This window comes from Pseudomonas sp. NPDC089408 (assembly GCF_044749445.1).
Classification (GTDB): domain Bacteria; phylum Pseudomonadota; class Gammaproteobacteria; order Pseudomonadales; family Pseudomonadaceae; genus Aquipseudomonas.
In genome coordinates this window covers 131,836-145,346 of record NZ_JBIVHY010000003.1, presented here as the reverse complement: position 1 = coordinate 145,346, position 13,511 = coordinate 131,836, and the positions used below count along the sequence as shown (strand labels likewise).

12 protein-coding genes and 1 pseudogene are annotated in these 13,511 nt (G+C 62.7%); 4 read left to right on the top strand and 9 right to left on the bottom strand.

Annotated features, from left to right (window positions below):
• Positions 1-109: 109 nt before the first annotated feature.
• The 4 genes from ACIP02_RS06490 to ACIP02_RS06475 form a co-directional block, all read right to left on the bottom strand.
• Positions 110-1,561 carry an efflux transporter outer membrane subunit gene (locus tag ACIP02_RS06490; protein ID WP_400614373.1) on the bottom strand — a complete coding sequence of 484 codons (1,452 nt, stop codon included), beginning with the start codon at positions 1,559-1,561 and terminating at the stop codon, positions 110-112.
• Positions 1,558-2,619, bottom strand: coding sequence for an HlyD family secretion protein (locus ACIP02_RS06485; protein WP_400615039.1), 1,062 nt, complete (start codon positions 2,617-2,619; stop codon positions 1,558-1,560). Before ACIP02_RS06485 ends, ACIP02_RS06490 begins: the two co-directional genes overlap by 4 nt.
• A gap of 28 nt (positions 2,620-2,647) precedes the next feature.
• A complete protein-coding gene (locus ACIP02_RS06480) occupies positions 2,648-4,189 on the bottom strand; it encodes an MFS transporter (protein WP_400614371.1) in 1,542 nt (513 codons plus the stop codon).
• A 226-nt stretch (positions 4,190-4,415) separates the two neighbouring features.
• Positions 4,416-5,324 (bottom strand): LysR family transcriptional regulator, encoded by a 909-nt coding sequence (locus tag ACIP02_RS06475; protein WP_400614369.1) that lies wholly within the window; start codon positions 5,322-5,324, stop codon positions 4,416-4,418.
• A gap of 278 nt (positions 5,325-5,602) precedes the next feature.
• Between ACIP02_RS06475 and ACIP02_RS06470 the strand changes: the two genes are divergently transcribed.
• From ACIP02_RS06470 to ACIP02_RS06460, 3 genes are all read left to right on the top strand, one after another.
• Entirely contained in the window at positions 5,603-6,049 is a 447-nt protein-coding gene (locus tag ACIP02_RS06470) for a universal stress protein (protein WP_400614366.1), read from the top strand.
• 93 nt (positions 6,050-6,142) lie between these two features.
• Positions 6,143-6,469, top strand: coding sequence for a type II toxin-antitoxin system PrlF family antitoxin (locus ACIP02_RS06465; RefSeq protein WP_201206841.1), 327 nt, complete (start codon positions 6,143-6,145; stop codon positions 6,467-6,469).
• Entirely contained in the window at positions 6,466-6,933 is a 468-nt protein-coding gene (locus ACIP02_RS06460; RefSeq protein ID WP_400614363.1) for a type II toxin-antitoxin system YhaV family toxin, read from the top strand. Before ACIP02_RS06465 ends, ACIP02_RS06460 begins: the two co-directional genes overlap by 4 nt.
• Before the next feature lie 251 nt (positions 6,934-7,184).
• Here ACIP02_RS06460 and ACIP02_RS06455 read toward each other — a convergent pair.
• Positions 7,185-7,375 (bottom strand): annotated as a pseudogene (locus ACIP02_RS06455) (efflux transporter periplasmic adaptor subunit); the annotation flags it as partial.
• Between the two features lie 92 nt (positions 7,376-7,467).
• Here ACIP02_RS06455 and ACIP02_RS06450 point away from each other — a divergent pair.
• On the top strand, positions 7,468-8,412 hold the full coding sequence (locus ACIP02_RS06450) for an RHS repeat-associated core domain-containing protein (protein ID WP_400614361.1): 945 nt from the start codon (positions 7,468-7,470) through the stop codon (positions 8,410-8,412).
• 211 nt (positions 8,413-8,623) lie between these two features.
• Here ACIP02_RS06450 and ACIP02_RS06445 read toward each other — a convergent pair whose 3' ends face one another.
• Genes ACIP02_RS06445 through ACIP02_RS06430 form a run of 4 tightly spaced genes read right to left on the bottom strand, consistent with a single transcriptional unit; the run spans position 8,624 to position 13,403 of the window.
• Positions 8,624-9,484 carry an efflux RND transporter periplasmic adaptor subunit gene (locus ACIP02_RS06445; RefSeq protein ID WP_400614358.1) on the bottom strand — a complete coding sequence of 287 codons (861 nt, stop codon included), beginning with the start codon at positions 9,482-9,484 and terminating at the stop codon, positions 8,624-8,626.
• Between the two features lie 10 nt (positions 9,485-9,494).
• The gene (locus tag ACIP02_RS06440; RefSeq protein ID WP_009685040.1) at positions 9,495-9,695 is read right to left on the bottom strand and encodes a DUF1656 domain-containing protein; all 201 of its coding nucleotides are present in this window, start codon (positions 9,693-9,695) and stop codon (positions 9,495-9,497) included.
• A 4-nt stretch (positions 9,696-9,699) separates the two neighbouring features.
• Entirely contained in the window at positions 9,700-11,877 is a 2,178-nt protein-coding gene (locus ACIP02_RS06435; RefSeq protein WP_400614356.1) for an FUSC family protein, read from the bottom strand.
• On the bottom strand, positions 11,874-13,403 hold the full coding sequence (locus ACIP02_RS06430) for an efflux transporter outer membrane subunit (RefSeq protein ID WP_400614354.1): 1,530 nt from the start codon (positions 13,401-13,403) through the stop codon (positions 11,874-11,876). The genes ACIP02_RS06435 and ACIP02_RS06430 overlap by 4 nt, the downstream gene beginning before the upstream one ends.
• Positions 13,404-13,511: the final 108 nt, after the last annotated feature.

Here is a 13,511-nt window from a genome sequence, read left to right as displayed (position 1 = left end):
TCGGGGCTGCTTTGCAGCCCTTCGCGACGCAAGGCCGCTCCTACAGGCGAACGCAATCCCTTGTAGGAGCGGCCTTGTGTCGCGATGGGCCGCAAAGCGGCCCCTGCTTTTACGCTTTCTTCACCGGCTGCTCATCAAACACCTGCCAGCCACCACCCAACGCCTTGTACAACCCAACCAACGCCTGCGAAACCGCCGCCGAACTGTCGATCCACTGTTCCTCGCTGGCCAGCAAGGCCCCTTGCACCGTCAGCACATTGAGAAAGTCCACCGCCCCTTCTACATACTGGCGCTGTGCAGTTTCCAGGGCGATGCGGCTCTGCCGCACGGCCTCGGCCAAATGGTCACGGCGCAACTGGCTGGCGTTGTACAGGCGTAGCACATCGTCAATTTCATGCCAGGCACCCAGCACCACCTTGCGGTAGTTCAGCGCCGCTTCCTGCTGCTGCGCCTCGCGCAGTTGCAAGGTGCCTTTGAGCCGGCCGCCCTCGAAAATGGGCAACGACAACTGCGGCCCGAACGCGAAGCGGCGCGAATCCCAGCCACCGAAGTCGGACAGCTGCATGGCCTGGAAGCCCATGCTGCCCGACAGCCGGATGCTCGGGTAGAAGTCCGCCTTGGCCACGCCAATGCTGGCAGTGGCAGCATGCAGGCGGGCCTCGGCCTGGCGGATATCCGGGCGGCGCTCGGCCAGTTCGGACGGCAAGCCGATGGCAAACTTCTGCTGCGGTGCGGGCAGCTCGCCGCCCTTCAACAATTCGGCCTGCAAGCTGCGCGGTGGCTCGGCGGCGAGCAGGCTGAGGGCGTTGATCAGATCATCGCGGCGGGCTTCCAGGCTGGGCAGGCGCGACTCTATCGACGCGACCTGGGCGCTGGCCTGGGCCACATCAAGCCGGGTGGCGACGCCTTCGGCCTGACGGTTTTCAGAGAGTTTCAGGCTGTGCTGGGCGACCTTGAGGTTGTCCTGGGGCACATCGATAGTGTGCTGCACCGCGCGCAGCTGGATGTAGTTGCCGGCAGTTTCCGACAGCAAGGCCAACAGCACGCCGCGGCGATCGTTCTCGGCCACTTCGACCGTGGCATCGGCAGCTTCCACCTGGCGCCGCACGCGGCCCCACAGGTCCAGCTCCCAACCGGCCACCAGGTCGCCCTGCCACAGGTTGAAGGCTTCTTTACCCGCCTTGCCGGACGGGTCGCTCAGGCCTTCGGCACTGTTGCGTGCCCGGCTGTAGCCGGCGTTGACGTCCGCCGACGGCACTTCATCGGCGGCCACGGTGCTGCGCAAAGCACGGCTTTGCAGCAGCCGAGCGCTGGCCATCTGCAGGTCGAGGTTGCGTTCGGCAACCCGCTGGATCAAGGCACTGAGCTGGGCGTCGTGGAAGGTTTCCCACCAGCGCAGCTCCAGCGGCTCGGCCTGCGGCTGGCTGGCCGCTGCCTCGCCTTGCAGCGGTGCCCACTGTTGCGGTGCCTGGCTGTCGGGGCGCAGGAAGTCCGGGCCCAGGGTGCAGCCGGCCATCAGCACGGCCAGCAGCAACGGGGTCAAGCGTAATGCCGGTTTCATCGTGCGCTTACCTCTTTGCCGTCGAGCTTGTCGCCACGGGTATCGATGGTCGCTTCCACCGACATGCCCACACGCAGGCGGCTGAGCAGCGGCTGGCCATCATCGAAGACAATCTTCACCGGGATACGCTGCACGACCTTGGTGAAGTTGCCGGTGGCGTTGTCCGGCTTGACGGCGGCGAAAGTCACGCCGGTGGCCGGGGCAATGCTTTCCACGTGGCCTTGCAGCTTCTCACCGGAGAAGGTGTCGACACTGATAGTCACCGGCTGGCCAGGCTGCACATGGGTCAGCTGGGTTTCCTGGAAGTTGCCGACCACGTAAGCCTGCTGCAGCGGCACCACCGACAGCAGGCGGGCGCCCGGGTTGACGTAGGCGCCGACGCGCAGGGCGCGCTCGCCGACCATGCCGTCCACCGGGGCGGTGATGCGCGTGTAAGAAAGGTCGAGCTGGGCCTTTTCCAGGCCCGCTTCGGCGCGTTTGAGCTGGCCATCGGCACTGGCCACCTGGGCCGTGAGAATGTCCACTTGCTTGCGCGCCGCCACCAGCGCTGCCTGGGCGTTGGCCAGGCGCGCACGGGCCTGGTCGACCCCGCTGCGCGCCTGCTGGGCGTTCTGCACGGTACCGGCGCCCTGCTCGGCCAGGCGGCTGTAGCGGTTGACCTCGTGGTCGGCGAACGCCGCTTCGGCCTGGGCAGCTTTCACTGCGGCTTCCGCCTGGGCAATGAGTGCGGCCTGGCGTTCCAGGGTGGCGCGGGCATCGGCGCTTTGTGCCTGGGCCACCAGCAACTGCGCCCGTGCGGCGTCCAGGGCAGCCTGGTAATCACGGGCATCGATGGTCGCCAGCAACTGCCCGGCGGTGACCTGCTGGTTATCCTCCACCAGCACTTCCTTGATGAAGCCAGCCACCTTTGGCGCGACCACGGTGTAGTCGGCGATCACATAGGCGTCATTGGTGCTCTGGCGGTGGTCGCTGCCAAGCATCCACGGGCCAACGATTCCAGCCAGGACAGCCACGGCCAGCACCGAGCCGATGAACAGGGTTTTGCGGTTATTGGTCATTTCAGGGGTACTCGAATTCATCCAGGGTTCAGGCCACCGCGCGCGGCGGATAGACCCGGGTAGGTACGAAAGGAATCAGGCAGATCAGGGCCACGGCAATGCCGGCCATGACCAGGTAGAGGTCGGCCGAAGTCAGCACCAACGCCTGGTCGTGGATGCGCTTGGCCAGGCCAGCGGCATTACCGTCGACCAGCGGGGCGTTGCCCAGGCTGTCCACCAGGTGGTTGGAATGGAAGTGCCGGCGCAGGGTGCCCAGGGCATCCAGCAGGCCACCGGCGATCACCGCCGCCAGGCCTTTTACGGTGTTGAACCAGCTGGAGGCGAACGGGCCTTCCTGTGGGGTCATGCCGTTGGTCGACAGCATCAGCAGCGGCAGCACCGCCATTGGCTGGCCGAACACCTGCAGCAGGTAGAAAGGGTAGAAGTCGCCACGGATCCACTCGCTGGTAAGCAGGCTGCTGCCCACGCAGGACACCGCCAGCATCGCCAGGCCGATGCCCAGCACCCAGCGGCAGTCCACCGCACGGATGTTGCACAGCGCTGCGGTCAGCGGCAGGGCAATCAACTGCGGCATGGCCACCAGCATCATCAGCGGGCTGGTCTGCGCCGGGCGGTAACCCTGGATCTGCGCCAGGTAGGCTGATGGAATGCTGCCCACGCCGGAGAGCACGATAAGCACGCCGGCCAGCGTCACCAGGGCGAAACTCAAGTTGCGTCGCGACAGCATGCGCAGCTGGAAGAACGGCAGCGGCTCGGACCATTCGTTGTACATGAACAGCACCAGCAACAGCAGGCCACCGCCGAGCAGCCAGCAGATCAATGGCGAGTCGAACCAGCCCCAGCGATCACCCAGCGACAGGCCCAGCACGATACAGCTGATGGCCGGCAGGCCGAGCAGCACACCGCGCCAGTCGAACTGCTTGAAGCGCTCCAGGCGCAGCGGGTCCTGCGGCAGGCCCCAGCCGACGCAGGCAATCGCCAATGCCGAGGGCAGGATGATCTGCCAGAACGCCCATTGCCAACCGACGTACTCGGTCCACAGCCCGGCCAGTGGCGTGCCAAGGTTGGGGCCAAAGGTGGCGGTGAGGGCGTAACAGGCAAGGCCATAGACCTTGATGCCGGGCGGCAGGAAGCGCAGGGCCACGCTCATCAGCATCGGTGGCAAGGCGCCAGAGGCGAAGCCTTGCAGCACGCGCAGCAGCATCAGGCTGTGCAGGTTGGGGGCGAACGGTTGCAGCAGGCCGAGCACGGCGAACAGGCCAATCGCGCTCATGGTGAAGCGGCGCAGCGAGAAGGTGGTGGCCAGCCAGGGCGCAAAGGCCATGGCCGATACCGAAGCAGCACTGTACACCGCCAACAGCCAGGCACCTTCGTCGGCACCGATCCCCATGGCCCCGCGGATGTCGGCCAGGGAAATCTTGGTCACCGACTCGTTGAGGCCCGCACACAACACGGCCAGCAATACACCGAACAGCCCGACCACTACCTGCAGGCCGAACGCAGTCTGCGCAGGCGCGGCCGGCGCGGGGGCGGCGGCCACGGCGGCAGCTGGGGCGGAGAGGGAACTCATGGGCAGACATCTCCAGCAACAAATTTGCGACTGGAGCAAGTCTAAGAAGGTCGAATGCTGACGAAAACTGACTTCTCGGTAGGTTTATGTTGCGTCAGACGCAATCCATCTTAAAACCGAATCGCCTGGTTCGCGGGTAAACCCGCTCCCACAGGGATAACACAGGTTTTGAGGGCGGTGGTGTACCTGTGGGAGCGGGTTTACCCGCGAAGCATCCAACCCGGTTTTAAGGGTCAACACTGCAACAGGCCTTCAGGGTCTGCCGCAACCAGCGATGCGCCGGGTCATTGTGAAACCTCGGGTGCCACGCCTGTAGTACCGTCACCCTTTCCAGCGGCACCGGAATCTCGAACGAGCGCAACGGCAGCCCCAGCTTGTGCACGCTGTTGAGGATATTCGCCGGCATCGGCAGGATCAGGTCGGAGTCCGGCAACGAGAACAGCGCCGAGTGAAAACTCGGGGTGATCAACGCCACCCGCCGCTTCACCTTGAAGTTGGCCAGCTCGACATCGATCGGCCCGTTGGCTCGGCCACGGCGCGACACACTGATCTGTGGATAACTGGCAAAGCTGGTCGGCGTGATCGGCTGTTCGAAGATCGGGTGGTCGCGCCGCGCCAGGCCCACGTAGTAGGTCTGGAACAGGCTCTGCACCTTGATCTCCGGCCCCAGGTCCACGGTCGAGCTGATGATCAGGTCGGTACGCCCGTCACGCAGCACACTGTCGTCATCGCCGCCTGGGCTTTCTGGCACGAAGCGCAGCACCGTACGCGGCGCCTGCTCGTGCATGCGGCGCAGCATCTGTGCACCGTACAGGGCGATGAACAGGTCATTGGTGCGAATGTTGAAGGCGCGGTCGAGCCTGGGCAGGTCGACCTCGTCGGCACTGCGGAATACTTCACCGGCCTGCTCGACCAGCGCCGCCACCTGCTCACGCAGGGCCAGCGCCCGAGGGGTTGGCACCAGGCCACGGCCAGCACGTACCAGGATCGGGTCGCCCAAGGCATCGCGGATGCGCCCCAGGGTCCGGCTCATGGCTGCCGGGCTCAGGTTCATGCGCTGCGCTGCGCCAACCACACTGCCCTCGTCGAGCAGGGCATCGAGGGCGACGAGCAGGTTCATGTCCGGGAGTTGCATGGCCGTTTTCCGTTACAGCGGTGGGGATGGCGATGGTAGCAGGTTGGTGGATTGCACCAGACGCAATGCGCTCGTGCGTGGTGGGGCATTTATTTCGGGAGCGGGTTGGGCCAAGAATGGTGGATGGCAGGCTCGGCCCTTTCGCGGCGGTTCGACGCATCGATAAACCCGCTCCTACAGGGGTTTCGCAGGTTTCAGAGGTTGCGGTGACCTGATGTAGGAGCGGGTTCACCCGCGATGAGGCCGGCTCAGACACCCACACCCATCAAGGATCCCCCATGCCAAGCCCCATCCTGATCGCCATCGACGCGTCCCCCGCCTCCACCGCCCTGCTCACCCTCGCCCGCCGCTACTGCCGCCCCGCCGACCATGTACTGCATGTGCTGTTGGCCATCGACTCAACCTTCGCCGTGCACGAACAACCCGCGCCCTACACCGCTGAAGAACTGGAAGAATACCCCGCCGCCTGCGAGGAACAGCACCAGGCCGACGACGCGGTGGCCAAGGCGGTTGCCGAGTTGCAGCAGGCCGGTTTCGCCAGCCAGGGCTGCATGATCGCGGGGCAACCGGTCGAGGCCATCGTGGCCAAGGCGCAGGAACTGAACTGCGAGCTGATCATCATGGGCCACCGCCACCTGTCGCGGCTGGGGCGGCTGCTGGACCCGTCGATCAGCGCGAAGGTGATTGATCGGGTTGAGGTGCCGGTGTTGGTGGGGGCGGCGTGAACCGCTGATCAGCCGGGTAATGCGTTTGCATTGACCAGACAATGCAATCGCATTACCTTGATGGACGTTGATGGACCTCAATGGACATGCGCTATGGCTACCACCTTCGAAGTCGAGTCCACGCTGACCGATCGTTACCAGACCACCGTTCCTGAAACCGTGCGTCGCGCCTTGGGTTTGAAAAAACGTGACAAGATTCATTACTCGATTCGCCCAGACGGTGGGGTGATACTCACCCGCGCAGAGGCAACCGAGGATGATCCGGTGCTGGGCCAGTTCCTGAGTTTTCTGGCTCACGACATCGCGACAAATCCTCAACGGCTGCAGGTTGTCGATGCTGACCTTATCGCTCGCCTCGACAAGCTTGTCGGCGACGCGGAGGTCGATCTGGACCAACCTCTGTCGGCGGATGATGAATGAGTGATGCGAAAAAGACGCCTCTGGTTATTCATGGATGGACTGTATTTGCCCACCCACTGTTCCTGGCCAAGCTTGACGCACTGAGCGTTCAAGTTCAGGCCCAGATGCAGAAGGGCCCAACGGGTTACACGAAAAAAAATGCTTTTAAACGGCTGGCGGCCATCAAGCGGTTAGCATTTGATGTCATCCCCCAAGACCCGACAAAACCTGAGTATCGCCAGGGCGCAACGCTTGGCGGTGAGCACAAGCACTGGTTCAGAGTGAAGTTCTTCCAGCAATACCGCTTGTTCTATCGCTATCACACTGCCAGCAAGATCCTCGTGCTGGCCTGGGTCAATGATGAGTCGAGCAAGCGCGCCTACGACAGCAGCGACGACGCTTACAAGTTTTTTCAGAAGATGCTGCTAACTGGCCATCCACCAGACGATTGGGACCAGTTACTCCGAGAAGCTGCAGCGAGTTAAGGCAACGTACTTACACATATCGTCAGCGGCTAACTCGTGCTTTGAAGGAGCAACTGTCTTGCATATCTTTTCTGATCAGCACCGGCTTTTGTAGGCGCGGCCTTGTGTCGCGATGGGCTGCAAAGCAGCCCCGGCAATGTGTGCATTTGTGCGGAAACCCTAGGGCTGCTGCGCAGCCCATCCGACCGGTCCGGCGCCCCGGCAAGGCCGCTCCTACAATAGGCAAGCAATACCTTGGTAGAGCGTAAGGACTACCCCTCGCTCGGCTTCACCACCACCGTACACGTCGTCCCCGCCGCCAGCAAAAACCCTTCCGGCACTTCATCAATGTGAATGCGCACCGGCACCCGCTGCGCGATGCGTACCCATTGAAGCTGGGGTTCACATTGGCACTCAGCTCGCGGTATGGGAGATTGTCGCTGTCGTAAATACCGCAGGTGATGTCGCCACTTCCGTTAGCGCATTCCCTGACAATTTTGCCAGTTGCACGAATACGGCCAGGTAGTAAGGTGGGCATAACTCAAGGAGTCAGGAATGCGCTACTTCTACAATACACGTAACCTTGCCATGCTAGAGAGCATTGAGGCATGTACTCGATTCGTGAGTCATGACCACCACTGTTTGGCTCTTCAGCGCTCCACACTTTCGCCAACCCACGTGCTGGCCCTTGATCTCATGGGCTCAGCGTTAGCGTACGCATTTCCGAGTGGACGCATGTGCCAGGCATATTCACCTTTCGGTTTCACAAAAAAGACAGCGGCTATACCTGTGGGATTTAACGGCGGATATCTCGACTTAGCAAATGGGTGTTATGGGTTAGGCAACGGACACCGCTGGTATTCACCCGCCTTGATGAGGTTCACCACCACCGACACCCTAAGTCCATTTGGCAAGGGTGGAATTAACGCCTACTGCTATGTACTTAACGACCCTGTCAATCGCTATGACCCAGACGGCCGTACAGGTGAAAAATACATGCTTCTCAGGAACCTAAAGCCGGTTATAAGAGACAGTAATAATTTCGGGATTTATTTAAAGCCATCTCATATAAAAAATAAATCCGACTTAATTCTGCATGGCCATGGAAGCTACAATAGCATAAAAATTGGAGATAGCGTTCATGACGCGAATACCATCCCCGCGCTGATAAAATCATTATCAATTCAACTACCTGATATCGAGGACATTTTCTTGCTGTCCTGCAACAGCGGCGCTGCATCCGGAAGCTTGCTCTCACTCGCACAGCGTATTGCCAATATAACCTCGCGACCGACATATGGATTCGACGGAACGATCCAAGGTTCTATAAGACCAGATGGAGCCAACGGATACCGGGCAAGGGTCCTCGCAGAAATTTATCCCGGATTTTATCCGCTACCCTTTGAGGCCAAGGATGACATCTATACAACCACCCCCATTTTATTTTATCCCAACGTGCATACGCCTATCACCGTTTCCAAGAACATAAGGTCAAACTAACAGCGCTGCATCCAAAAACGCTGCTACCGCCCCTTATGACCCGTGGAGACTGCACTTCTATCAACAAACGCACCGCGCACCTTTTTTTCTTCAGGAAGAACAGCCGGTTCCAGCCACCGCGTTGGATTCTTCGCGGGCATGCCGGCTCCCACAGGTCCAGCGCTGTATTCAAAGGCGGTGCAGTTCCTGTGGGCCAGAATGGCGCCGAAGGTCACCCCTCGCTCCGCTTCACCACCACCGTACACGTCGTCCCCGCCGCCAGCAAAAACCCTTCCGGCACTTCATCAATGTGAATGCGCACCGGCACCCGCTGCGCCAACCGAACCCAGTTGAAGGTCGGGTTCACGTCGGCGATCAGCTCGCGGCTCTGTGGGTTGTCGCGGTCGTAAATGCCGCGGGCGATGCTCTCCACATGGCCCTTGATGCGCTCGCCGCTCATCATCTGCAACTCGGCCTGGTCACCCACCTTAACATGCGGCAGCTTGGTCTCTTCGAAGAAGCCATACACCCAGAACGAGTTTTCGTCGACCACCGCCATCACCGCCTCACCGGTGCGCGCGTAGTCGCCCTTGTGAATATTCAGGTTGGTCACGTAGCCATCTACCGTGGCCACAATGTGCGTGCGTTTGAGGTTCAGCTCGGCGGCAGCCAGTTCGGCCAGGGCCTGCTGGTAGTCGGCCTGGGCGGCGTTGGCGATGTTGCTGGCGTCGTCGCGGTTTTCCTTGGAGATCACCAGGTTGTCCATGTCAGCCCGGCGCTTGGCGTTGACCTTGCGCATTTCCCAGGTGGCCTTGCGCGAAGCAACCAGCGCCTTGGCCTGGTCGACCGCAAGCTGGTAGTGCTCGGGGTCGATCTGGATCAGCAGGTCGCCCTTTTTCACCCGCTGGTTGTCCTTGACTGGCACGTCCACCACATAGCCGGGCACGTCGGCGGCAACGTTGATGATGTCGGCGCGTACGCGGCCGTCGCGTGTCCACGGGGTGGTCATGTAGTGCAGCCACAACTGGCGACCGATGGCCACGGCAGCGACCAGCACCAGCAGGGTGGCGATCAGGCTGAAGAACTTTTTCATCGAGGGTTTCTCACCAGTAGACAGTAAGCGCCATGGCGCCGAACAGGCAGACGAACAGGCTCAGGCGCAGCAGCGCCGGGTGCCAGAAGAAGCGGTAGCCATCATGGCTGGCGATAAACCGGTCCAGGCCCCAGGCCAGGCCCAGGGCGAACAGGAACATCAGGGTCATGGTGGGCATGTATACGCCATGGAAGGCGATTTCACGGGGCATGCTTTCACGGAGCATCGTGCAGTCCTTTCGCCGGTACCAGCGGCGACTGTGGGTCCAGCAGGGAAGAACGGATGAAGTGCAGGTAGCTTTGCGCGCGACGCAGCACCGAGGTGTCGAAGTGTCGGGCAAACGGCTCGTCGGTGGCCTGCACCCGGGCGATGGCGTGGTCTACCGCCACCAGCGCACGTTCGTGATTACTGGCGCTGGGCTGCAGGAACAGCCGTGCCAGGGCGCGGCCCATTACACGGATGGCCTGGCGCCATGGTTGCGACTCGGCATAGGCCGGGTGCACCGGTGCGCGGGCCTGTTCCTTGCGCAGCTCGATGACCGCATGGCCGATTTCCAGCACGGTGAACATCCAGCCCATCAACTGGCTTTGCACCTGCGGCTTGCCGGCTGCCAGGCCATAGGCCTGGTGCAGCAGGTCGCGGGTGCGGCTTTCGAAGGCCGTGCCGATACCGCGCAGGCGGCCGCTGATGGCGAACAGCACCTGCTCGCGCAATTCCTGCTCCAGGCGGCTCCACAGCCAGCGGCTGTTGGGCGGCAGGATGATTGCCCCGGCGGCGGCACAGACGAACATGCCGATGACCATGCCAATGTAGTCGTTGATAAAGCTGTAGGGGTCATACACGGTCAGGTTGTTGGGCACCGAGCCAATCGCGAAGAACACCAGCAAGCCGATGCCATAACCCGCGTATGCCGGCCGTGACGACAGGAACGCACCCAGCACGAACACCGGCGCCAGCACCATGCACAGCAGCGGGAAACCGTCGATCCAGGGGAACACGAAGAAGGTTTCGAAGAAGCCGACAAAGGCGCCGATCGCCGTGCCGCAGGCCATCTGGAACGACATGCGCTTGGGGTTCGGCGAAGCGGCCGACAGGCCTACGGTGACCGTGGCGATCAGGGTCATCATGGCGCCGCTGGGCCAGTCGCTGAGCAGCCAGTAGCTGCCCAGCAGCAACAGCACTGCCGAGGCGCGCACACCGGCGGCGGCCGACACCAGCCAGCTGGTCTGCGCCACGTAGGGTTCGTCCCACTGCTCGCGCTCATGCTTGTGCGCAGCCAGTGAGGCGTGGGTTTCGGCGTAGCTGAACATCTCGTCGACAAAGCGGTACAGCAGCTCGAACGCGGTGTGGAAGTCGAGTTGGTCGGCCTCGCATGGCTCGGTCGCCAGGTATTCGGCACGCAGGCCGCGCACCTGGGCCTGCAGGCCTTCCTTGTAGGCGGCCAGCTCCAGGGTCAGGCGCAGCGCATCGGCGTCGGTCAGCGCCCGGCCCACGTAGGGTTGCAACAGCTCCACCAAGGTATTCAGGCCCGGTTCGATGGCACTGACGATCTGCAGCGGGCCCCGGGCGCGCAGGCGTTCCAGCAAGCGGTGCAAGGCGTTGAAGCGGGTGGTGATGGCCATGAACTCGCTGTTCATCCGCACCAGGCGGCCAGAGCGGCGGCGCATGTGCGGGTCTTCGAAGGCGGTGACGTTACGCAAGCTTTCAAGGCCCACCGCCTCGGCGATGAAACGCACGTTGCTGCTCTCGAAACGGTCACGCTGGCTGTCGCCGCGCAAGGCCTCGACCACGACCCCGGCGAACACGCCAAAGCGCTGGTACAGGGCGTTGCGCATGGCAGCACTGGCTGACTGCGGCAGAATTGCGGCGCTGACAAAGGTCGACACCAGGATGCCCAGGGCAATTTCCAATACCCGCCATACCGCCGCCATGAATGCCTGGTCGGGGTGTTGCAGCACCGGCAGGCCGATCATCGCAGCGGTGTAACCGGCCAGCACGAAGCCATAGGCACGGAAGGTACGGTAGCGCATGGCACCGGCCGAACACAGGCCCACCCACAGCGCCAGGCTGGGCAGGAACAGCTCGGTGTTCTGCGGGAAGATGGCGATCAGCGCCACCATCATTGCCGAACCGGCCAGCGTGCCAAGCACCCGGTAGAAACTCTTGGCGAACACATGGCCGCTTTGCGGCTGCATGACGATGAACACGGTGATCATTGCCGTGCGCGGTTGCGGCAGCTCCAGGCGCATGGCCAGCCACAGGGTGATGAATGCAGCGGCTAGCACCTTGAAGATGTACACCCAGGTGACGCCGTCGGTGCGCGCCCAGGCAAAGAAGCCCCGGCGCCATTCCAGGCTTTGCAGCCAGCGCACGGGCAAACTGGAAGTGCTCATTCGGCGTTATCCGGCTTCTTGTCGAAAATGGCCAGGGTGGCCGGGGTTTTCGGCGCTGCCTGGCGTTCTTCTTTCGGCACGTCCTGGCCAGCCTGAAGGCCGCCACCCAGGGCAGTGACCAGCTCGGCATGGGCGATCAGCCGCGCGGCCTGCACCTGCTGTTGCACCTGCTGCTGGCGGAACAGCAACGTTTGCGCATTGAGCACGTTGAGGTAGTCGGTAAGGCCACGCTGGAAGGCGACCATGGCGATGTCGTAGGTTTTCTGCGCGGCGGCGACCGACTCGGCGGCGAAGTGCGACTGCTCCTTCATCGATTCGCGGCGGATCAACTGGTCGGAGATGTTCTTCAGCGCACCGACCACGGTCTGGTTATAGCGCGCCACGGCCACGTCGTAACCGGCCGACGCCACGCCCAACTGCGAACGCAGGCGGCCACCGTCGAAGATCGGCAGGCTGATGGCCGGGCCGACGTTGTAGTTGAACTTGCGCCCGGTAAGGAACTCCAGCGGGCCGCCGCCGGTGGCCATGAAGCCCAGGCTGCCAACCAGGTCGACATTGGGGAAGAAACCGGCATGGGCGACGTCGATGCCGCGCGCCTGCGCGGCCACCTGCCAACGGCTGGCGACCACGTCAGGGCGCTGGCCGACCAGTTCGGCCGGCAGGTTCGACGGCAGTTTCAGCGGCGCGGCCAGGGCCAGGGTCGGGCGCTGCAACTGCGCGCCCTCCCCCGGGCCTTTGCCAGCCAGGGCCGCCAACTGGTTGCGGGTCAGGGCGATTTCTTCGTTCAGGCTGTCGAGCTGACGGTGGGTTTCCGGCAGCGGCGCTTCGGCCTGGCTGACTTCGAAGTGGGTACCGATACCGGCATTCAGGCGGCGCTTGGCCAAGGCCAGAATCTGCTCTTGCTGTTCCAGTTCGGCCTTGACGATATCGCGCTGGGCAAAGTGCAGGCTCAACTGGATGTAGGCGCGTACCACGTTGTTCTGCAGTTCCAGCTGCGCCTGGCGGGCTTCGGCCACGCTCATGTGCGCCTGGTCCACAGCCTGCTCGCTGGCATTGCGTTCACGGCCCCACAAGTCAAGGGCATAGCTGAAGCCGATGGCCGCGTTGTTATCCCAGGTGTTGGCACCGGACAGCGCGCCAGGGCCGTAGAACTGGTCTTCAGGCCAGTTGTGGCGTTTGAGCGTAGCCTGGCCGTTGGCCTGGAGCTTTTCTGCCGACTCGACCACACCGGCCATGGCCTTGGCTTCGCGCACCCTCGCCGCGGCCATGGCCAGGCTCGGGCTGCCGGCCACGGCCATGGCAAGCCAGCGGTCCAGTTGGGCGTCGCCATAGGCGTGCCACCACTGCTGGTCGGGCCAGTGGGCATCGGTTGCGGCTTCGCGAATGGCCGCGTCGGTGGTCAAGTTATTGGCTTGCAGCGTCTTGCTTTGCGGGGCAATGCCCCAGGTTCCGATACAGCCGCTCAAGGTGAGGGCAAGGGCACAGGCACTGAACGCATTGAGCGTTCTGATGATGCGACGCGGCACAGCTGCGATATCCCGAGGAAGTGGTGAGGGGGCCGGGCAATTCTAGGGGGCTGCAGCACTGGCGATAAGCGCAGATTCCTGCGAATCTTTGTTACCAAAACAGCGATA